Genomic DNA, 20,206 nt, shown 5'->3' with positions numbered 1-20,206 from the left:
CATCAAAGAAAAGGGAGACTTTATAAAGCCTCCCTTTTCTTTGATCTAGTACTTCGCCATCTCAGGATCAATCTGCTCAGCCCATGACAGGATACCTCCCCGTAGGTTGTAGAGATTACCATAGCCTTTGGCCTTGAGTGTGCGCAAGACATCCGCACTGCGATTGCCACTACGACAGTAGAGCACTACGTCCTGGTCCTTTTGGATTTGATCCAGTTGAGCCTCGATCTGGTTTTGTGGGATCAACGTGCCGCCGATATTGGCGATATCAAACTCATACGGCTCACGCACATCGATGAGTTGAAATGCTTTGTTCGTGTCTTTCCATTCCTTGAGCTGTACTGCTGTAATCTCACGCACGGGTTCTTCTTGCTCCTCGTGTCCTGAACCACAGAAGAATTCATAGTCGATCAGTTCCGTCACGGGAGTGGTATTCGGGTTTTTCCGGATCTTCATCGTCCGCGTCTCAAAAGACAACGTGTCGAACAAAAACAAACGCCCGCTAAGCGGTTCCCCTATTCCCGTGATCACTTTGATTACTTCATTGGCCTGCATGGTACCAATCATCCCTGGCAAGACACCCATCACACCGCCTTCGGCACAGCTCGGCACGAGCCCCGGAGGAGGAGGTGAAGGAAAGAGGTCTCGGTAGTGTGGTCCCCGCACACCGGTTTTGTCTACATAGTTGAACACTGACAGTTGTCCTTCGAAGCGAAAGATCGAAGCATAAACGTTCACTTTGTCAAGAATCACGCAAGCGTCGTTGACCAAATACCTCGTCGCAAAATTGTCCGTACCGTCTGCGATCACATCATAATCCTTGAATATCTCCAGTGCATTGTCAGAGGTCAATGCCGTATCATGTACTGTAAATTCGATGAAGGGATTGAGTTTCTCAAGCCGTGTCTTAGCAGTGGCAGCTTTGGACTGCCCTACATCCTCGACCGTAAACAACACCTGACGTTGTAGATTCGAATCATCCACCACATCAAAGTCCACGATCCCGATGTGCCCTACTCCCGCAGCAGCTAGATACAACAACACTGGACTACCCAAGCCACCACTGCCCACGACGAGCACCTTAGCCTCTTTGAGTTTGCGCTGTCCCTCGATGTTGAACTCAGGGATGATGAGATGGCGACTGTATCGCTCTAGTTCCGCTTTCGAAAATGTAGTCGACATATCTAGTTTGCTCCTCCTGCTATGGCTGGAATGATGCTGATTACCGTATCTGCCTCGATGGCCGTCTTTTCATTGTCCAGCGACTTGATATCGTCTTCTCCTTTGTAGATTCTGATGAAACGCTTGATTTGTCCCTGTGCATCAAATATTTGCTTCTTCAAATCCGGAAACTGTGTCACCAGATCCTCAATCGCAGACAGGATGTTGTCTCCTGCCACGGCGATAGTCGCCTGATTGTCTGCAAATTTCCTTAGGGGTGTCGGTATGATTATTTCTGCCATGTTGTTATTCGTTCGTAATGATTTCCTCCTCAAACTCGTTTTGCTCATTGAGCTGCCAAGACCGTGTGTTTTGAACCGCGGTCTCCGAGACAGAGGCGATGATGTATGAAAAGAAAGGCAAAGCCTGCGCCAGATCATGCACCGAAGGCTCAGCAGGGTGCTTGGGGTGTGAGTGATACACTCCCAGCAATTCCTGTTTGCTTTCGATAGCATATTTTTCGGCAGCCATGTAGTCCTTTGGGTCTACTTCAAACCTTCTTCGTTGATCCCCCACTTTGGAATTTTCCAATGGGGTGTATTCTGTCACTTTTTTGGCTTCACCAGCCGACTCTCCAAAGAAAAAGCCTACGCATTCGTTGGGAAAATCTGCCAGGGCATGCCTGTGCATAGAAGCCAATATTTCGTGATCGACTATGACTTTTTTACTCATCAGAATAGTGATTTGATGATTTCGCTGTATTTCTCCGCATTGTCAGGGAAAAGTGTCACGATGACTCCCTCCTCGATCTCATTGGCTAGATCGATCGCCCCTTTGAGGTTCGCTGCAGAAGATGGACTCAGTAGAATCCCCTCCTTTTTAGCCGTCTCTTTGAGCATATCATAAGCATCATAGGTATCCACGTGCTTGATTGCATCGACCAGTGAAGTATCATAAATACCCGGCACCTTGGCCGTCTCCATGTCCTTCCATCCCTCCAATCCGTGCAATGCACCATCCGGTTGCAATCCGATCGTTTGGATGCTAGGGTCGCGTTCCTTGAGGTACTTGCTGATCCCAGTAAACGAGCCCGTAGTACCGAGTCCTGTCATGAAGTGCGTGATGCTATCTCCCAACTCCTCAAATATCTCAGGTCCTGTCCCTTCGTAGTGGGCTTTCCAGTTATTCTCGTTGTTGTATTGATTGGCGAGAAAGTACTTGTCCGGCTCATTATTGTACATCTCGTGCGCCTTGGCCTCCGACTCATCGGACGAACCAAACTTCGACGTATAGACGATGTTGACACCCAAGCCTTTGAGCAACTTCTTGCGTTCCCATGATGCATTCTCAGGGAGGCAAATCGTCACAGGAATCCCCAGCCGTGCACATATCGTTGCATATGCCAAGCCCGTGTTGCCACTGGAAGCATCTAGTAGCGTTTTGCCTGTACCGAGTTCACCACTCTCCAGCGCCGCTTTGATGATTTGGTAAGCGGGTCTGGTCTTGACACTCCCGCCAAACTGCATCCATTCCATTTTGGCATAGATCTTCACCTTTGGCTTAGGAGACAAATGCTGAATTTCGTACAGGGGTGTATTGCCGACATACTTGCCCAGCGTTGTGATACTTTTAAATACTTCTGATTCTTGATTGATCACCATTGTTTTAGTTTATTTCAAAAAAAAAGCCTTTCCTCGAAAGGGAAAGGCTTTTAAATATTTTGATCTCTGACGAGCGTTTATTTAAATCTATACTTTCCCACAAATCACATTATGAAACGCAACAACAGCAATCTGCCATCCTCATCGCTTTCTTGAATGTGTCCATGGTACTGATTTTATTCACTTTCTTTTGTATTAAAAAGGGTTCAACGCAATGTTCCGCTATTCGATCAAAAATTGCTAGTTTTTTCGTTAGAAATTTTGGTCGAGAATCAAGAACTAAGAATCAAGAGTTAGAGTCAAGAATGGAGAATCACTTAGCGCACAATCGTTTCGTGAGGACACGAAACAGAGCGGTAAACTTTCTCACTTTTAATTTTCCTCTCTAAGCTCTCGCTAATACGCGACTAGAAATCTCATCGCCGATCGCCAGCGACGAAGTAGCTGCGGGTGATGGTGCATTGCAGACATTGACGAAGTGCTCGTCTTCGAGAATCTGAAAATCATCCAACAGCCCTCCGTTTCGATCGCAGGCTTGCGCACGGACACCTGCCCCGCCTACTTCCAGATCAGACTCTTGGATCTCTGGGATGAGCTTTTGTAGCGCCTTGGTAAAAGCCGCCTTGGAGAACGAACGATACATCTCACCAAACCCTGTCCGCCAATACTTGGCGGCTACTTTTTGAAAACCTGGCCATGCGAGTGTCTCTGCCAGTTCGGCTAGATTGATATCCGACTTCTTGTAGCCCTCCCTCTGAAAAGCCAAAACGGCATTGGGACCTGCCTCTACCCCTCCGTTGATCATTCGCGTAAAGTGCACACCTAGGAACGGGAAGTTCGGGTCAGGTACCGGATAAATCAAATTCTTGACCAGATGCTGACTTTCCTTTTTGAGTTGGTAGTACTCGCCCCGAAAAGGCACGATCTTTAGATCGGGCTTGAGAGGCGTCATCTTGGCTACCTTGTCCGAGTACAAGCCGGCGCAGTTCACGACCAACTTGCCTTCGAAATCTCCCTTGTCTGTCACGATGGTTTGCACCTGTCGTGCAGCATTGATTTTGACTACCTTGTGGTTGTAGTGTATTTCTGCGCCTGCTGTGAGTAGTTTTTCTTCCAGCTTCTTACATACAGCCGTATAATCGATGATCCCAGTCTGAGGGACGTAGATCCCTTTGACACCATTGACGTGCGGCTCGTATTCTTTGAGTTGATCCTGGTCCAACCACAGCATGTTCGTCAGGCCGTTTTGTTCGCCACGCTCGTGTAGTGTAGTCAGGTACGGCACCTCAGCCTCGTCGGTAGCCACGACAATCTTGCCACACAGATCGTACTTAATTTCTTCTTTTTGACAAAAGTCCAAAAGCAAATGGTAGCCCTTGATACAATTGGTAGCTTTCAAGCTCCCTGGCTTGTAGTACAAGCCCGAATGGATCACACCACTGTTGTTGCCCGTCTGGTGCTTGGCTGGGCCTGACTCCTTTTCCAAAATAGCAATAGAGGTATTGGGAGCCTTTTCGAGGATCTTCCAAGCGCTAGCCAATCCTACGATTCCTCCGCCGATGACGATGACATCTTTCATGTGTGGTCTGATAATGTGTGATAAACTGAGGCTCGAAATTGAGCAAAGAATCAACGAAATGCAAGTATGATGCCTCCAGAACTACTCGATCTATAAGGGCACTAAAGATTACTACCCCAGAATCTGAGCTGTGTGTTCTTTGGTTTTGACTTTTCCGATGATCTCGGAGATGACACCTTGCTCGTCGATGACGAAAGTCGTACGAAATGTCCCCATGTATTTGCGACCGTACATCTGCTTCTCGCCCCAAGTACCAAATAAATCATGAACCACCTTGTCCGTATCTGCCAATAGATCGAAAGGCAACTCATGCTTGTCGATGAATTTCTGATGAGACTTTTCGCTATCCGAGCTCACGCCTAATACTTCGTATCCTTTGGCGATAAGGTCTTGGTAATTGTCCCGGAGGTTACAAGATTGCGTGGTACATCCTGGTGTATTGTCTTTGGGATAGAAATAGAGTACTAACTTTTTGCCTGCATAGTCTGACAACTTAATCGTTTCGCCTTTTTGATTTACTCCTTCGAACGCCGGCGCAGCGTCTCCTACTTTCAATTCTGTCATATTAGTATCCTCTTGATATAATCACTGCTAACTCATCCGCATCCACCAGTTTGATCTTGTTGGACTGGATATCAATGAGCCCCTCAGTTTTGAAATCCGACAAAGTACGGATCACAGACTCGGGGGACGTTCCCACAATATTAGATAAATCCTCACGGGAGATCGCAAAAGATTCGGTTTCATTGCCATACTTTTTCTTAACCGACAGGAGTGCCTCTGCGACGCGCTGACGAACAGAATTGTAGGCTAGATGAAGCATCTTTTCCTCCATCTCTAGAATGTTCCTAGAGAGGATTTTGATAAAACTACTGGCTACTGCTCTGTCTTTGTAGATGAGCTGCAAAAAGTCGTCCTTAGGAATAAAATATGCTTCGACGGTCTCAGTAGCCATAGCTCCTTCGCTGTGATCAGACTGGGTGATGAGGTCGTTAAAACCCAAGAACTCCTCTGCACCATATAACCCTGTGATTAATTCCTTACCATCAGAGTTGGTCTTGTAGGTTTTAACTTTACCTGACTTGATATAGATCAGATAATTTGGATAATCCCCTTGATGATAGAGGTTCATTTTTTTCTTATACTCTCGTAGTTTTTTCTCGTGTGAGAGTGCTTTGAGGCTGCTGATTTCTTTGGCATCATGGAAGAAGTCGTCTAAACCCGACACACTGGTTTCATAGTCCTTTTGCATCTGGCGGGTACGATTGATCCGTGCCTCTACCGCATCGAGCAGCTCCACATCGTCATAGGGTTTAGTCAGATAGTCGTCCGCGCCTAGGTTCATTCCCTTGCGCATATCAGACTTCTCAGCTTTGGCTGTTAAAAAGATAAACGGAATGTGTGAGGTCTCAGGATTTCTCATCACAATGTGTAGCACACCATATCCATCTAATCCTGGCATCATGATATCACAGATGATCAGATCAACGGTATTGTTTTCTCTGAGCATGGTGACCCCCTGTTTACCATCAGCTGCCGTGAGAACTTCATATCCTGCGAGTTCTAGAATCTCTGCGGTGTTTTCCCGTACACTGTCATTGTCTTCGATGAGTAAAATTCTTTGCATAGTGTTATTTATTCAAAATAATGGTAAACGTCGATCCTGTTCCTTCTTCGCTCTCAAAGCGAATATCGGCTTCTAGTAAGTCCAGGTATTTCCGGACGATATTCAGCCCAAGTCCAGTCCCTTGTATATGGTGTGAATTGTGCGCTCTAAAAAACTTATCAAACAAGTGCTTTTGATCATTTTCAGGTATCCCTATCCCCTGATCGATCACAGACAGTTCTACTGTTTTATCGAGATCTGTCAGCACCACCCGAATCTGACTGCTCGAATACTTGATGGCATTAGAGATGAGATTGGTCATCACCTGTCGCAACATCAAGGGGTCTGTATTCATGATGCAGTCGGTCTCTATGGTTTCTAAAACTATGTCTTGCCCGTCCTTTGCCACTGTTGCTAGTTCATCGCTGAGTTCGTCTAAGAAAGCGACCATTTCCAGCTGAGCGAGTTCTACGCGCATTTTGCCGGCATCTATCTTTTCTAGGGAGAGAAATTCATTAAGAATACTAGTCAGCTCCGTTACATTGGACTTAATACGACCGATATGTTTGTCTCGGTTGGGTTGGGTTTCGGTAGTCGTATACTTGCCGATCAAAGAAGCCGAAGACAATATCGTGCTCAGTGGAGTTCTGAACTCATGAGAAGCCATAGACACAAAGCGGCTCTTCAGTTCGTTCAACTCTTTTTCCTTCGACAAAGCCTTATTGGCTTCCTTTTCTGCTTTGATCCTTTCTTTAACTTCCTCCTCTAGGTGTTCATTAGTCTTTTTAAGATCAGTGACAACATCCGCTAGCTCTTGGGTTCGCTCTTGTACCCGTTTTTCTAATTCTGCTGCATACTCGATGAGCTGCTCTTCGCTCCGTTTGAGCGTCAGTTCAAATTGCTTTCGTACCGTGATGTCAATGATATGAGCAATCACGGCATTCTTACCGTCTATAGTGGCCGGATTAAGACTAATCTCTACGGGGAATGTAGAGCCATCCTTTCGCAGTGCTGTTAGATCTCTTCCTACTCCCATTTGTTTGGTTACAGGTGCCGAAACAAAACCCTTGTAATGCTCGCGATGCTGTTTCCTGATCTCCATCGGAACAAAATCCTCGATAACCATCCCCAACATCTCATCATGATCGTAACCAAAAAGAGATTCACACTGTGGATTGGCCAAAATAATTTTACCCTCACTTACGACCAGTATTCCTTCGACACAGGAGTAGTATATTTCGCGATAGGCGTCTGAGTTGTTCACATTAATTTGAGTTTTGTCTCGACAAATCTACTTAAATGACTCTCCCAACAAAGTGACATGAATCATATTTTCTACTGATAGCAGTCCTTATGCAGAAAATAAAGCGCTAGTAATTTTGGAGACAAGACAAATCAACTAACATGGATTTCAACCCATTACATATTCTTGTCCCGATAGATTTTTCGGACACATCGCTGACAGCCATTCAGTTGGCTCACCGATGGTCCAAAAGTCTAGATGCTCATGTAACTCTGGTACATGCCTACCGCATGATCTCAGAGACCGAGGACACACGCCGGCTCAGCGCGGTAGAGCTCAAGCGCCAAATCACATCCGACTGTCAGGACAAGTACCTAGCCTTACAAGCCAAACTAGATTTCGCCATCCCAAAAGACTGGCAATTCATGCTAGAGCCTGGGTTTACTTACCATATATTAGATAAACTGACACTGTCAGACACAGGCCATATTATCCTAAATGCTGTACCAACTCACCTGTCATCACATCAATATGAAGAAATCACCTCAATGGTTCAAGCCACTAATACCCCTATCCTCTTGATTCCTGAACGATACAATTCCCCACCTGATAGTGAGGTAAACACTCCTTTGTCTGTATTCACAAGAGAGGTCTTTGCTAAAAAAGCGCATACCTTCCTTCCACTAATAGCCAGTACCCCTGACAGCTTGGTTCTGATCAAATCGAATCATACTGACAGCCAACAATTCATCTCCTTATTTAGTCCAAACACTGTAAGAATCGCTAATTTTAACTGATGGAATCCCCTCGTCTATGCAATTAACCGTAGAGCAAACCTGCTACCACTGTGGAGAAGACTGTGACAATGCTTCCTACGAGCTAGAAGACAAGCATTTCTGCTGTCTGGGTTGCCAGACTGTGTACCAGCTCTTAGAAGAAAACGATCTCTGTACCTATTATGATCTCGAACGTGCTCCGGGCAATCAGCTCAAAAGCTTCTATGCCAACAAATACGGCTACTTAGACAATCAGGAGATCGCGGATCGTCTGTTGGATTTCAAATCCGAGGACTATCACAAAATCACACTAAATATTCCCTCCATACACTGCAGCTCATGCATCTGGCTCCTCGAAAACCTGACTCGATTCGATGCAGGCATCATCCAGTCACGAATCAACTTTAGCCAGAAAAAACTCACCATAGATTACACGCCTCATAAGACCCAGCTCCCCATTATCATCGAGCGTCTATGCCAGCTGGGCTATGAACCTGAGATTACACTAGATACACAGCAGCAGGGTACAGAGACGAGTAGCAACAAAGACACCTTTGTCAAACTAGGCATCTCAGGATTTACCTTTGGCAATATCATGCTCTTCTCCTTTCCGGAGTACTTTGGACTTCATATCTCTTCGGAATTCGTGCAGTATTTTGGGTATCTCAATCTACTGCTATCCATTCCCGTCTTGGTATACTGTGCACAGGAGTTCTTTAGCTCTGCATTTCGTGGGGTAGCCAAAAAAGTCCTCAACATCGACCTACCCATCGCCATGGGGATTCTAGCGATATTTATCCGCAGCAGCTACGAGATCCTAAGCCAGACGGGGGCAGGATACTTTGACTCCATGGCTGCTTTGGTATTCCTATTATTGATTGGCAGATGGTTTCAGGGACAGACCTACCGCAACCTATCCTTTGATCGCAACTACAAGTCTTACTTCCCACTCGCAGTGACGCTGATCAATCAGCAAGAAAAAAAGAGTGTCCTAGTAGAAACATTACAAGCCGGAGACAAAATTGAAATTCGAAATGAAGAAATCATCCCCTGTGATGCCATTCTAGTCAGTCCATCAGCTCAAATAGACTACAGTTTCGTCACAGGAGAGACTAAATCAATTGCCATTCGTGAAGGAGAAAAAATCTATGCAGGCGGACGCATCAAAGGCGTAGCTGTCAAAATGAATGTCCTCCATCCCGTATCCCAGAGCTACCTGACTCAGCTATGGAACAATGAGGTCTTTGCCAAAGAAAACCCCGACGAGGAGCACCTGATCATCAACCGTGTGAGTCGCTACTTTACGCCTACCATCCTCGGACTAGCAACCCTAGCTGGACTGGTCTGGCTCGTGATTGATAGTAGTCAGGCTATGAATGTCTTTTCTTCGGTATTGATTATCGCTTGTCCCTGCGCGCTGGCACTAGCGACTCCTTTCACACTAGGCAGTGTACTCAACGTCCTCGCCCGTCACCAGTTCTACCTCAAAGGCACAGAAGTCATCGAGCGTATCTGGCAAACCAAACACATCATATTTGACAAAACTGGCACCATTACCAACCACCAAGATCACACCATCAACTACCATGGTATGGCACTCACTGCGTATGACGAGCAGCTAATCGCTTCGCTCACCAAACACTCAACCCACCCACTCAGTCAGGCGATCTGTGCGATGTACTCCACTGTCACAGCCGTTCCAGTCACGCAGTTTGAGGAAGTCAAAGGTCAGGGACTCAAAGGACAGCTTGATGGGCACCTACTACAGATCGGTTCGGCTTCTTTGACCCTAGCACCTCATACCACCATACAACAAACACAAGTGCATATCAACATAGATGGAGTCTATAGAGGCTTCTTTTCTTTCGAAAACCAATACCGCAAAGGGCTCAAAAACCTGATAAATCAGCTCAAAGCGCACTACCAATTCAGTATCCTCTCTGGTGACAATGATGCGGAACGAACCAAACTGAGGGAAATTTTTCCTCTAGATACTGCCTTCTACTTCAGTCACTCCCCCGTAGACAAACTAGAGAAAATCAAAAACCTAGAAGCTACACAAAGCACCATCATGATCGGTGATGGACTCAACGACGCGGGTGCACTCAAAGCCAGTAGTGTTGGTCTCTCCGTCTCCGACAATATGTCCTCTTTTAGCCCGGCCAGCGACGGCATACTCTTAGGCAAAAGGCTTGTCGATCTGGATTCTTTTCTGCGGCTAATCACTCAGTCAAGAATGGTCATCATCATAGGGTTTGTGATTTCGTTTGCTTACAATATCGTAGGACTTAGTTTTGCAGTTGCAGGAATGATCACGCCTGTATTTGCTGCATTACTCATGCCGATTAGTAGTATTTCTGTCGTGGCTTTCACCACCTTAACCATCCGATGGCTCAGCCGTCGCATCTCATGAAAATCATCATCGCACTTATATTGATCAGTTTAGTAGTCGCCCTTATATTCCTATGGCTGTTCGTCTGGTCAGTCAAATCAGGACAGTACGACGATACAGACTCTCCAGCAGTAAGAATGCTCATGGATGACAAAAAACCAAAGAAAGACTGATACAGATCATTACGATCGATGAGCTATGCCTGTGCAAAGTAGATAGGCTCCTATTTATTTTGTCTCATGAACACAGCCAATAATCTCATACAAAAATACGACATCCCAGGTCCGCGATACACCAGTTACCCCACAGTTCCTGCATGGAAAGAAGATCCTATAGACACAGACCTATGGAAAGCGCATGTTCGATCAGCGTTTGAAACCAATAATAGTGAGAAAGGCATCAGTCTATACATCCACCTACCCTACTGCGAAAGCTTATGCACGTACTGCGGCTGCAATACCCGCATCACTGTCAATCATAGCGTGGAGCGACCCTACATCGACACACTCTTACGCGAGTGGTCCCTTTATCTGGAAATCTTCGATGACACGCCTCAGATCGCTGAAATCCATCTGGGTGGTGGCACACCTACGTTTTTCAGTCCCGAACACTTGACCTTACTTATAGAGGGAATCACCCAAAAAGCCATCACCACTTCAGAAACATGTATGAGTTTCGAAGCTCACCCCAACAATACTACCCGCGCACACATGCAGGCACTCTATGACCTTGGTTTTCGGCGGATGAGCTTGGGGATTCAAGACTTTGATCTCGCGGTGCAAAAGATCGTACACCGTATACAATCCTACGAAACCGTAGCGTCTGTAGTAGACACTGCCCGTGAGATAGGCTACACATCCATCAATTTTGACCTGATCTACGGTCTACCTCTACAAAACAAAAACACCATCTCCGACACCTTTGATAAGGTAGCCCAGCTACATCCCGATCGCATCGCCTACTACAGCTATGCCCATGTACCATGGGTCAAGCCCGGACAACGCAGTTTCTCAGACAAAGACCTACCCTCCGCAACAGAGAAGCGCGAACTGTATGAATTAGGCAAACGAATCTTGGCTGCTATGCAATACTACGAGATAGGTATGGATCACTTTGCACTCGCTACAGACGAGCTATACCTCGCAGCAGGGAGCGGGACACTACATCGCAACTTCATGGGCTACACTATCCATAGTAGCGACCTAGTGATAGGCTTAGGAGCCTCCTCTATTGGTGACACAGGCTCAGCCTATGCGCAAAACGTTAAAAAAGTAGAAGACTATAAGGCACTCGTATATGCTGACAAACTCCCTGTATATAGAGGACATTTCCTGACGGACGAAGAGATAAGTATCAAGCAGCATATCTCGCGACTCATGTGTCAGTTCCAAACCAGTGCCGATACCGACGACCCATTACGTGCATCACTCTTTCACTATGCAGAAAGCCGTCTGTCTGAACTCGTCGCTGATCAACTGATAGAAATCAAAAATGGGCAGCTGTACATCATGCCAGCGGGTCGCCCCTTTGTTCGAAATGTCTGCATGGCGTTTGACAAACACTACTGGCAGAACAACTCTGTTGAACTTGTCTTCAGTCAAACCGTTTAATAGAAACAGACATCATAGAATTATCGGACGATTAATTTTCTATTCTGCCGACTTAATATGATCTTTAAAGACCACCAAAGAGGTTGGTCAAACTTTAAATCTCAAATCCTAAATAAAATGAAAAAGATATTAGTACCCTACGACTTTAGTCCATTTGCAGAATCAGCTTTGGAGTTAGCCCTTGAAATCAATGAACAGTCAAATGGGGAAATCACACTCGTTCACATCATAGAATACCCGATGGGTGACACCTTTCATGTGACGGGGGAAGTGACTTTGGATGATTCTATGGATCAGCTATTCACGCTTCAGCTTATCAAGAAAGCAAAAAATGATTTACAAGGAATCCTCAATAAACACAGCGAACAGAATGTGACCTATGAGGTTTTGATGGGAAATGCCTTCAAAGGAATCGCAAGCCAAATCGAAGCTTATAGCCCCGACCTCATCGTGATGGGAACCAAAGGAGCTACAGGACTCGCTGAGATCCTGGTAGGATCCAATGCTGAAAAAGTAGTTCGAACGGCTAAATGTCCAGTTGTCACTGTGCATCAGAAACATCAGGTAAAAGCGATCAACAACATAGTTTTCCCTACGGATTTGGATGTTGAAGCAGGATCAGTACTAGAGAAGTTCAAAGATTTCCAACACTTAGTGGGAGCAAAAATCCATTTGCTACATGTAGAAACACTTCACGATCCAGTCAGTGATGACATGGCCAGAGAAGCATTAGAAAAGCTAGCTAACGATCACAAACTAACCAATTTTGAAATCCACGTGACCAGAGGGATAGAAACGGATCAAGCTGTCATGAATTTTGCGCAGGAGATGAACGCAGATATGATCGCGCTGGCGACACATAGTCACAGAGGTCTACTGCATCTCTTCCTAGGTAGTGTGGCGGAAGACATCGTCAACCATAGCAAGATGCCTGTCTGGACGATGAGTCAAAAATAAGACAGAAAAAAGTCACTTTAAAAAGGATGATCAGTAAAATGGTCATCCTTTTTTTTTGGTCTTACATTTTTCACACCTACCAGAAAATGACTAATTCCATAACTAGTTGTAGTGATAAAATAACAAAAAAAACAATATGATTCTAATCATACAAAACCCTGAATCTGTGTCATTAAGCGCCTAAAGAAACCAAACTAATTTAGCCACCGATCAATAAACTCAACGCTATCACATGGAACTTGAAAAATTCAGTTACGACAATAAGATCGTAAAGTATTTCACCATCGCCTCTGTCATCTTTGGTGTCATCGCCATGCTCGCAGGACTGACTGCAGCGATTCAACTATTTTATCCTGCATTCAATTTTGACTTGCAATACACGACCTTCGGTCGTGTGCGCCCCCTACATACCAATGCAGTCATATTCGGCTTCATCGGCAATGCCATGTTTGCAGGGATCTACTACTCCCTACAGCGACTCCTCAAAGCCCGGATGTTTAACGATACCTTGTCGTGGATCAACTTCTGGGGCTGGCAAGCTATTCTACTGACGGCAGCCATCACACTCCCGTTAGGGATGACGAGTAGCAAAGAATATGCTGAGCTAGAATGGCCCATAGATATTGCTATCACGCTGATCTGGGTTGTGTTCGGTATTAACTTGATCGGTACGATCATCAAACGCCGTGAACGACACATGTATGTCGCTATCTGGTTCTATATCGCCACATTCGTCACAGTCGCGGTATTGCACATTGTAAATTCGGTGGCTATGCCCGTCGGTTTATTCAAAAGTTACTCTTGGTATGCTGGAGTGCAGGATGCACTCGTACAGTGGTGGTATGGGCATAACGCCGTAGCGTTTTTCCTCACGACTCCTTTCTTGGGTCTAATGTACTACTACCTACCCAAAGCAGCCAAACGACCAGTGTATTCCTATAAGCTATCGATCATTCACTTCTGGTCGCTGATCTTTATCTACATCTGGGCGGGACCTCATCATCTGCTTTACACCTCGCTACCTGACTGGGTTCAGTCACTCGGTACGGCCTTTTCGATCATGCTGATTGCTCCCTCTTGGGGTGGTATGCTCAATGGTCTATTGACCTTGAGAGGTGCTTGGGACAGAGTTCGCGAGGATCCTATTTTGAAATTCATGGTAGTAGCGATCACTTGCTACGGTATGGCCACTTTCGAGGGACCTATGCTTTCTCTCAAGGAAGTCAGTGCCATCGCGCACTTTACGGATTGGATCGTCGCACATGTCCATGTCGGCGCACTAGGCTGGAACGGTTTCTTGATCTTCGGTATGTTCTACTGGCTAGTTCCTAGAATGTGGGGCACCAAACTTCACTCCATCAAATTAGCCAACATTCATTTTTGGTTAGGCACATTAGGAATCATCTTCTATGCCCTACCGATGTATGTCGCAGGTATCGTGCAGAGCCTCATGTGGCAACAGTTCGATGCGGACGGTTTCTTGGTTTACAAAAACTTCCTAGAAACTGTGATCCAAATCGTCCCTCTCTACGCACTTAGAGCCGTCGGTGGAGTACTCTATCTCTCAGGTGTCTTTGTGATGATTTTCAACCTGATCAAAACAACAGGTGCAGGACAATTCATCGCTGAAGAAGAAGCAGAAGCGCCTGCTTTAGAAAAGAAAAAAATCACTGGAGGTCACTGGCACTCTGTGTGGGAGAGAAAACCAGTTTTCTTCACCGTACTAACATTGGTCGCGATTTTAATCGGTGGTGTAATTGAAATGGTACCGACTTTCTTAATCAAGTCCAACATCCCTACAATATCATCGGTCAAACCTTACACGCCACTGGAGCTGCAAGGACGTGACATCTACATCCGTGAGGGCTGCAACAACTGTCACTCGCAGATGGTCAGACCGCTGCGATTTGATACCGAGCGATATGGAGAATACTCCAAAGCGGGAGAATTCGTCTACGATCACCCATTCCTATGGGGGTCCAAACGTACTGGCCCAGACCTTGCACGCGAAGGTGTCGGAAAGCTGAAAAAATCAGACACTTGGCACTACAACCACCTACTCGCTCCCGATGCAGTCTCTGCTGGATCTATTATGCCAGCGTACCCTTGGTTATTCGAGCAAGCCATAGACAAGGAGAGCACCGCTGCAAAGATCTCTGCACTCAGAACGGTAGGCGTTCCCTATCCTGAGGGTTTCGAAGAGACTGCCAATATAGAACTGGAAATGCAAGCCAAAACCATCGTAGCAAATCTAAAAGCAGATGGAATCGACGCGACAGGCGAAGAAGAAATCATCGCTCTGATTGCGTACTTGCAAAGATTAGGTAAAGACATCACTGTAAAACAATAAAGGAAAAGCCATGTTTAAATATTATTTCGAACAAATACATAATGTGGAAATTTGGCCCATAATTTCCCTTTCAATCTTTTTCGTATTCTTCATAGGCCTCTTATGGTGGGTGTTCAGAGTGGATCGCTCCTACATAGATGAAATGAAAAATTTACCTTTTGACGAACACTGAAAAAACCTACAGAGATGAAAATATTCAATCATACCTATAAAAAACTACCCCAAGGCAGAGCCCTAGGGATATTAAGATGGCTTCTAGTTCCGTTCGGCTCGAAGGTCAGGAATTTAAGTCCTGCAAGCTACCGCCCTGCGGTTACACTTTTACTATGCGCGGTGCTCGTACTATGTGGGTCACTGAGTGCAAATGCACAAAGCGACACGATGGGTATCAGTTCAAACGATATGATGCTGATCATGATGAGCCTAGTACTACTGGTCGTACTGCTCGTGCTACTGGTGGCAATCGTCTTACTCAACATAATCAAGATGATGCTGAATACAGACCTAGAGAAAAAAGGTATAACCATAGACGAACCAAGCCTATGGAAACGACTTAATGACAAACTCACAGGAGCTGTACCACTAGAAGAGGAAGAGGCCATAGAACTCGATCATGACTATGACGGAATCAAAGAACTCGACAATCACCTCCCTCCTTGGTGGAAATGGCTGTTTTACATCACCATTGTATTTGCCATCGCATACATGGTCAACTATCACGTCCTTAAACTCACACCGCTGCAAGATGAAGAATATGCACAGCAAGTAGCCAAAGCAGAGGCGGCAAAGTCAAGTAGCCAAGGCAGTGAAGAGCAAGCCATCGACGAGTCTAACATTAGCTTCTCCGATGATGCCGCGCTACTCACCAAAGGAAAAACCATCTACGAACGCAACTGTGTGGCCTGTCACAAAGCAGGTGGAGAAGGAGGAATCGGCCCTAACCTCACCGATGACTACTGGCTACATGGTGGCTCAGCACAGGACACGTATCACACGATATCCAATGGTGTGGTGGAGAAAGGAATGATCGCATGGAAGGAAGTACTATCCCCTGCCAACATGAATGCCGTCAACTCCTACATCTACACCCTCAGAGGAACCAATCCTGCCAATGCCAAAGCACCACAGGGTGAACTATATCAAGAGGAAACAACTACGTCTGCAGCAACAGACAGTACAGCGGTAGCAGAATAGCACGATGGAAAATCACTACGAATACGAAGAAGAATACCGAAACACCATCGCTACTGTCGATGAATCTGGTAAACGTATTTGGGTCTATCCAAAAAAGCCGAAGGGCAAGTATCACAACAAGAGAATCATCGTTACGGTGATTCTCTTGTCCCTGCTTTTTAGTGGACCATTTATAACAATAGACGGGCAGCCACTGCTATTGCTCAATATATTCGAACGCAAGTTTATCATTTTCGGGCAGGCATTTTGGCCTCAGGATTTTTTCCTACTGGCTGTATTGCTCGTCACCTTCTTTGTGTTTATCATCCTATTTACCGTGGCTTTTGGGCGTGTGTGGTGTGGCTGGGCTTGTCCCCAGACACTATTCTTAGAAATGGTGTTTCGCAAGATCGAATACCTCATCGAAGGAGATGCCAACAAGCAACGCAAACTCAACCAAGCACCTTGGAACAGTACAAAAATCTTTAAAAAAGGATCGAAGCAACTGATCTTTCTACTCATCTCGCTACTGATCTCGCACACCGTCATGGCCTATTTGATCGGTGTGGATCAAGTCATAGAGATTGTCTCTCAACCACCCCTCGAGAACCTTTCTGGTTTTTTGGGTCTCCTAGCTTTTACAGGGATATTCTATTGGGTATTCGCCTTTTTTAGAGAGCAGGCCTGTGTGGCTGTATGTCCTTATGGAAGACTACAAAGTGTCCTCTTAGTCAAGGAATCCATCGTCGTGATGTATGACTGGATCAGAGGGGAACCTAGAGACAAAATCAAGAAAAAAGCAGAACAGACCTCCGAAGCTGGCGACTGCATTGATTGCAAACTATGTGTACACGCCTGCCCTACTGGAATAGACATTCGCAATGGTACGCAGTTAGAGTGTGTCAACTGCACAGCCTGTATGGATGCCTGCGATGAAGTCATGCATAAGGTCGACCGACCCGAAGGGCTCATTCGCTACAGCTCACATACTGCCATCGAAACGGGACAAACGAAGCTATTTAACGCACGAGTAGCTGGATACGCTGTGATCTTGGTCGCACTGATCGGCTTCTTGTCGTTCATGCTGATCTCACGATCTGATGTGGACATCAATGCGTTGAAAGTACCTGGCACACTATATGAAAAACTAGCTGGTGACACCATCAGCAACTTGTACAACATACAGCTGATCAACAAGACATTTGATCCCAAAGAACTACGCCTGAGCGTACTCAATTTTGAACACGCGAGTATAGAACAAGTCGGGAGCTCCCAGATTTTGCTCAACTCAAACGAGAAGTTCTCCGGAACCTTCTTTATTAAAATACCTAAAGCAGACCTAGCAAGCACCAAGTCTAAAATAGACATAGGTGTCTATGCAGACGATGAACTAATCTCTGATTTCAAAGTCAGCTTTCTAGGACCTGTAGTACTAAAGAAATAAACACCATGAACTGGGGACACAAAATCACCATTACATTCATCTTATTTGCAATCCTCATCATCACGATGGTCACCATCGCTATGAAACAGGATGTACATCTGGTCGCGCCAGATTACTATGAGGAAGAACTCGCCTATCAAGATCAGATTGACAAAATGAACAATTACAATGCACTGATGACCAAGCCGATATTTTCTAAGCAGGATGGTAAAATCATCTTATCCTTTCCTGACACCATCGAGATCATTAGTGGCGAAGTACTCTTCTTTCGCCCCTCTCACTCAGGGATGGATCAAAAATTCACCTTGAAACTGGATGACAGTGCACGACAGTATTTTACGCAAGCGGATTTTCAAAAAGGGCTATGGAAGACCAAACTAAGTTGGAAAGATCAAACGCACGATTATTTTGTAGAGAACACCATCATTCTTTGATATGTACTGGAGCGCATTGATATTGGGTTTTTTGGGCAGTATGCATTGCGTCATCATGTGTGGCCCCATCGCGCTGACACTCAAAAGCCAAAACTCGCTCAATCGCTTCGTCACCTCTCGATTGCTCTACAACCTAGGGCGTATCTCTACTTACAGCCTACTCGGTGTGGTCTTTGGGCTACTCGGACAGGGGCTCGTACTCGCTACTTACCAACAGTTCATCTCCATCCTTCTCGGTGCGATGATGCTACTGCTAGCCATTGCGCTGTACAAACGAATAGATGCAACAGGACTAGGACGACCACTCAGTCGGCTGACGCAGTGGTTTAGACGAATATTTGGACAAGCCATGAAAGGTCATCAGTTGCTCAGCAGCTACCTCACAGGGTTGATCAACGGCTTCTTGCCCTGTGGACTGGTCTATGCAGCCCTCGTCGGAGCGCTGGCGACAGGCGCACTCACCAAAGGCGCATGGTACATGATGATCTTCGGGTTAGGCACCTTCCCAGCGATGCTCATCGTATCCCTGACGGGTCAACTGATTGCACATCGCATCACTCCTCAGATTCACAAACTCTCAGCAGGTTTTGTCATGCTCCTCGGATGTATCCTCATCCTCAGAGGCATGGAACTCAGCGTACCCTACCTTAGCCCTGTCATAGGGTTTCTCTACCCTTTGGATGGTGGGATTACTGTATGTCAGTAGATATGCGACTAAACCAAACAATGTCTAACCTCTTTACTCTTCGGAGAGGTCTGGCACTACACCAAATATCCGTGTTCCAAAGAGGTAGTGCGCGTTCCAGTAATAGGGATCGTCGATCGGGATCATCTGTACGCCCTTGGACGTGGAAGCATGAATCATCTGACCATCCGCTAAGACGAATGCCGCATGTGTCACCAGTTTGCGGGTGCTGTAGGTTTGGGTAAAGAAAATCACATCACCCGGTAGCAATTCGCTCTTGTCCAGTATGATCTCTCCAAAGCGGGCAAGAGCCTGTGCACCATGTGGGGCACTTAGTCCCAAGTCCCTAAACGTCCTGAAGATCAAACCAGAGCAATCCATGCCATCGGCAGTAGTTCCCCCGTACTGATAGGGAGTCCCTAGGTAGTTTTTGGCCGTCGCGATGAACTCCTCTCGGGTATGCGTCCCACAGTCAAACGGCTTCTCATATCCACCTTTTCTAAACTGATCGATCCTGCCAAGGACAACCGAATCAGTCAGGTTTTGCGCTATGAGTACTGACATAGCATCCTGTGCCGTGCCTATTTGAAAGCAACCCAATAAAAATACAAGGATCAGTATATTTCTCATGTGAGTCATCAATGTACAAAAAAAAGACCATGAACCTACACTTTCAAAGTGTCATTCATGGTCTCTTGTCATTGGTGTATTGCGGGTGCTTATGCAGCGGGTTCCTCATGTTTTCCATTAGACGATTTTTCAAATTTCACATGGTCCAGCCCCTGTTGTAGCAGTGCGCTTGGACGATAGACGATCTTGAATCTACGGATGTTGTTTCTCGTAACTTCATCCGCACTATCGGCAGGCGAGCTGCTGATGGAAGGATAGAGCGTACCCAACTGACCCAAATCTACTGCACGACCATTGATCAGATGATGGTTTGCTTTACGAAGAAACGCTTCCAATACGGCGATAAAAACACCGGGATGTACAACATTCAACTCTTCGATCTCTGTCAAGAGGTCACGAAAATCTACTTTGTCACCTCTATCGATGGCAGCATAATACTTGACGACTCCCCCGCCAACTACTCCTGGATGGCCTTTGGGGACTATTTTGAACTTTACAGTCATAA

20 protein-coding genes are annotated in these 20,206 nt (G+C 45.9%); 10 read left to right on the top strand and 10 right to left on the bottom strand.

Annotated elements, in window-relative coordinates; translation table 11 throughout:
- Nucleotides 1–45 precede the first annotated feature (45 nt).
- The 8 genes from moeB to BGP76_RS05775 all read right to left on the bottom strand — a co-directional run bounded on the left by moeB (nt 46) and on the right by BGP76_RS05775 (nt 7,271).
- On the bottom strand, nt 46–1,182 hold the full coding sequence (gene moeB / locus BGP76_RS05810; RefSeq protein WP_119843940.1) for a molybdopterin-synthase adenylyltransferase MoeB: 1,137 nt from the start codon (nt 1,180–1,182) through the stop codon (nt 46–48).
- 2 nt (nt 1,183–1,184) lie between these two features.
- Nucleotides 1,185–1,463 carry a MoaD/ThiS family protein gene (locus BGP76_RS05805; RefSeq protein ID WP_119843939.1) on the bottom strand — a complete coding sequence of 93 codons (279 nt, stop codon included), beginning with the start codon at nt 1,461–1,463 and terminating at the stop codon, nt 1,185–1,187.
- 4 nt (nt 1,464–1,467) lie between these two features.
- Nucleotides 1,468–1,893 carry a M67 family metallopeptidase gene (locus BGP76_RS05800; protein ID WP_119843938.1) on the bottom strand — a complete coding sequence of 142 codons (426 nt, stop codon included), beginning with the start codon at nt 1,891–1,893 and terminating at the stop codon, nt 1,468–1,470.
- Nucleotides 1,893–2,822, bottom strand: coding sequence for a PLP-dependent cysteine synthase family protein (locus tag BGP76_RS05795; protein WP_073118430.1), 930 nt, complete (start codon nt 2,820–2,822; stop codon nt 1,893–1,895). Before BGP76_RS05795 ends, BGP76_RS05800 begins: the two co-directional genes overlap by 1 nt.
- 385 nt (nt 2,823–3,207) lie before the next feature.
- Complete coding sequence (lhgO, locus tag BGP76_RS05790) at nt 3,208–4,401, bottom strand: L-2-hydroxyglutarate oxidase (RefSeq protein ID WP_119843937.1); 1,194 nt, start codon at nt 4,399–4,401, stop codon at nt 3,208–3,210.
- 111 nt (nt 4,402–4,512) lie between these two features.
- A complete protein-coding gene (gene bcp, locus BGP76_RS05785) occupies nt 4,513–4,965 on the bottom strand; it encodes a thioredoxin-dependent thiol peroxidase (protein ID WP_119843936.1) in 453 nt (150 codons plus the stop codon).
- Nucleotide 4,966: 1 nt separating this feature from the next.
- Nucleotides 4,967–6,028, bottom strand: coding sequence for a response regulator (locus BGP76_RS05780; RefSeq protein ID WP_119843935.1), 1,062 nt, complete (start codon nt 6,026–6,028; stop codon nt 4,967–4,969).
- A gap of 4 nt (nt 6,029–6,032) precedes the next feature.
- Nucleotides 6,033–7,271, bottom strand: coding sequence for a PAS domain-containing sensor histidine kinase (locus BGP76_RS05775; RefSeq protein WP_119843934.1), 1,239 nt, complete (start codon nt 7,269–7,271; stop codon nt 6,033–6,035).
- Between the two features lie 140 nt (nt 7,272–7,411).
- Here BGP76_RS05775 and BGP76_RS05770 point away from each other — a divergent pair, with 140 nt between their 5' ends.
- The 10 genes from BGP76_RS05770 to BGP76_RS05720 all read left to right on the top strand — a co-directional run bounded on the left by BGP76_RS05770 (nt 7,412) and on the right by BGP76_RS05720 (nt 19,092).
- Nucleotides 7,412–8,047 (top strand): universal stress protein, encoded by a 636-nt coding sequence (locus tag BGP76_RS05770; protein ID WP_073118439.1) that lies wholly within the window; start codon nt 7,412–7,414, stop codon nt 8,045–8,047.
- Between the two features lie 16 nt (nt 8,048–8,063).
- Entirely contained in the window at nt 8,064–10,439 is a 2,376-nt protein-coding gene (locus BGP76_RS05765; protein WP_119843933.1) for a heavy metal translocating P-type ATPase metal-binding domain-containing protein, read from the top strand.
- The gene (gene ccoS, locus BGP76_RS05760) at nt 10,436–10,591 is read left to right on the top strand and encodes a cbb3-type cytochrome oxidase assembly protein CcoS (protein WP_073118443.1); all 156 of its coding nucleotides are present in this window, start codon (nt 10,436–10,438) and stop codon (nt 10,589–10,591) included. The genes BGP76_RS05765 and ccoS overlap by 4 nt, the downstream gene beginning before the upstream one ends.
- Nucleotides 10,592–10,657: 66 nt before the next feature.
- The gene (gene hemN / locus BGP76_RS05755) at nt 10,658–12,028 is read left to right on the top strand and encodes an oxygen-independent coproporphyrinogen III oxidase (protein ID WP_119843932.1); all 1,371 of its coding nucleotides are present in this window, start codon (nt 10,658–10,660) and stop codon (nt 12,026–12,028) included.
- A gap of 117 nt (nt 12,029–12,145) precedes the next feature.
- Nucleotides 12,146–12,985, top strand: a complete 840-nt coding sequence (locus BGP76_RS05750; protein WP_158584087.1) for a universal stress protein — start codon at nt 12,146–12,148, stop codon at nt 12,983–12,985.
- Nucleotides 12,986–13,217: 232 nt separating this feature from the next.
- A complete protein-coding gene (ccoN, locus tag BGP76_RS05745) occupies nt 13,218–15,335 on the top strand; it encodes a cytochrome-c oxidase, cbb3-type subunit I (protein WP_073118447.1) in 2,118 nt (705 codons plus the stop codon).
- A gap of 186 nt (nt 15,336–15,521) precedes the next feature.
- Nucleotides 15,522–16,529, top strand: coding sequence for a cbb3-type cytochrome c oxidase N-terminal domain-containing protein (locus BGP76_RS05735; protein WP_119843930.1), 1,008 nt, complete (start codon nt 15,522–15,524; stop codon nt 16,527–16,529).
- A gap of 4 nt (nt 16,530–16,533) precedes the next feature.
- Nucleotides 16,534–17,952 carry a cytochrome c oxidase accessory protein CcoG gene (gene ccoG / locus BGP76_RS05730; RefSeq protein WP_119843929.1) on the top strand — a complete coding sequence of 473 codons (1,419 nt, stop codon included), beginning with the start codon at nt 16,534–16,536 and terminating at the stop codon, nt 17,950–17,952.
- A 5-nt stretch (nt 17,953–17,957) separates the two neighbouring features.
- On the top strand, nt 17,958–18,386 hold the full coding sequence (locus BGP76_RS05725) for a FixH family protein (RefSeq protein WP_119843928.1): 429 nt from the start codon (nt 17,958–17,960) through the stop codon (nt 18,384–18,386).
- 1 nt (nt 18,387) lies between these two features.
- Nucleotides 18,388–19,092 (top strand): sulfite exporter TauE/SafE family protein, encoded by a 705-nt coding sequence (locus BGP76_RS05720; protein WP_119843927.1) that lies wholly within the window; start codon nt 18,388–18,390, stop codon nt 19,090–19,092.
- Between the two features lie 33 nt (nt 19,093–19,125).
- On the opposite strand, the gene BGP76_RS05715 is transcribed toward BGP76_RS05720, so the two are convergent.
- Both BGP76_RS05715 and BGP76_RS05710 read right to left on the bottom strand, forming a co-directional pair.
- A complete protein-coding gene (locus BGP76_RS05715) occupies nt 19,126–19,701 on the bottom strand; it encodes a C40 family peptidase (protein WP_158584085.1) in 576 nt (191 codons plus the stop codon).
- A gap of 89 nt (nt 19,702–19,790) precedes the next feature.
- Entirely contained in the window at nt 19,791–20,204 is a 414-nt protein-coding gene (locus BGP76_RS05710; protein ID WP_073118457.1) for a hypothetical protein, read from the bottom strand.
- Between the last annotated feature and the right edge of the window lie 2 nt (nt 20,205–20,206).

The sequence above is a fragment of the Reichenbachiella sp. MSK19-1 genome (genome assembly GCF_003590315.1).
GTDB classification, from domain to species: Bacteria; Bacteroidota; Bacteroidia; order Cytophagales; family Cyclobacteriaceae; genus Reichenbachiella; species Reichenbachiella agariperforans.
Note: the sequence above shows the minus strand (reverse complement) of the source record. Positions and strands in the feature narration are given on the sequence as shown.

Coding starts and splice junctions, on each gene's coding strand:
- hemN (WP_119843932.1), top strand. CDS start 10,658: ATGAACACAGCCAATAATCTCATACAAAAATACGACATCCCAGGTCCG.
- moeB (WP_119843940.1), bottom strand. CDS start 1,182: ATGTCGACTACATTTTCGAAAGCGGAACTAGAGCGATACAGTCGCCAT.
- BGP76_RS05805 (WP_119843939.1), bottom strand. CDS start 1,463: ATGGCAGAAATAATCATACCGACACCCCTAAGGAAATTTGCAGACAAT.
- BGP76_RS05765 (WP_119843933.1), top strand. CDS start 8,064: ATGCAATTAACCGTAGAGCAAACCTGCTACCACTGTGGAGAAGACTGT.
- lhgO (WP_119843937.1), bottom strand. CDS start 4,401: ATGAAAGATGTCATCGTCATCGGCGGAGGAATCGTAGGATTGGCTAGC.
- BGP76_RS05750 (WP_158584087.1), top strand. CDS start 12,146: ATGAAAAAGATATTAGTACCCTACGACTTTAGTCCATTTGCAGAATCA.
- BGP76_RS05800 (WP_119843938.1), bottom strand. CDS start 1,893: ATGAGTAAAAAAGTCATAGTCGATCACGAAATATTGGCTTCTATGCAC.
- bcp (WP_119843936.1), bottom strand. CDS start 4,965: ATGACAGAATTGAAAGTAGGAGACGCTGCGCCGGCGTTCGAAGGAGTA.
- BGP76_RS05735 (WP_119843930.1), top strand. CDS start 15,522: ATGAAAATATTCAATCATACCTATAAAAAACTACCCCAAGGCAGAGCC.
- BGP76_RS05780 (WP_119843935.1), bottom strand. CDS start 6,028: ATGCAAAGAATTTTACTCATCGAAGACAATGACAGTGTACGGGAAAAC.
- BGP76_RS05795 (WP_073118430.1), bottom strand. CDS start 2,822: ATGGTGATCAATCAAGAATCAGAAGTATTTAAAAGTATCACAACGCTG.
- ccoN (WP_073118447.1), top strand. CDS start 13,218: ATGGAACTTGAAAAATTCAGTTACGACAATAAGATCGTAAAGTATTTC.
- ccoS (WP_073118443.1), top strand. CDS start 10,436: ATGAAAATCATCATCGCACTTATATTGATCAGTTTAGTAGTCGCCCTT.
- ccoG (WP_119843929.1), top strand. CDS start 16,534: ATGGAAAATCACTACGAATACGAAGAAGAATACCGAAACACCATCGCT.
- BGP76_RS05720 (WP_119843927.1), top strand. CDS start 18,388: ATGTACTGGAGCGCATTGATATTGGGTTTTTTGGGCAGTATGCATTGC.
- BGP76_RS05725 (WP_119843928.1), top strand. CDS start 17,958: ATGAACTGGGGACACAAAATCACCATTACATTCATCTTATTTGCAATC.
- BGP76_RS05710 (WP_073118457.1), bottom strand. CDS start 20,204: ATGACTGTAAAGTTCAAAATAGTCCCCAAAGGCCATCCAGGAGTAGTT.
- BGP76_RS05715 (WP_158584085.1), bottom strand. CDS start 19,701: ATGAGAAATATACTGATCCTTGTATTTTTATTGGGTTGCTTTCAAATA.
- BGP76_RS05770 (WP_073118439.1), top strand. CDS start 7,412: ATGGATTTCAACCCATTACATATTCTTGTCCCGATAGATTTTTCGGAC.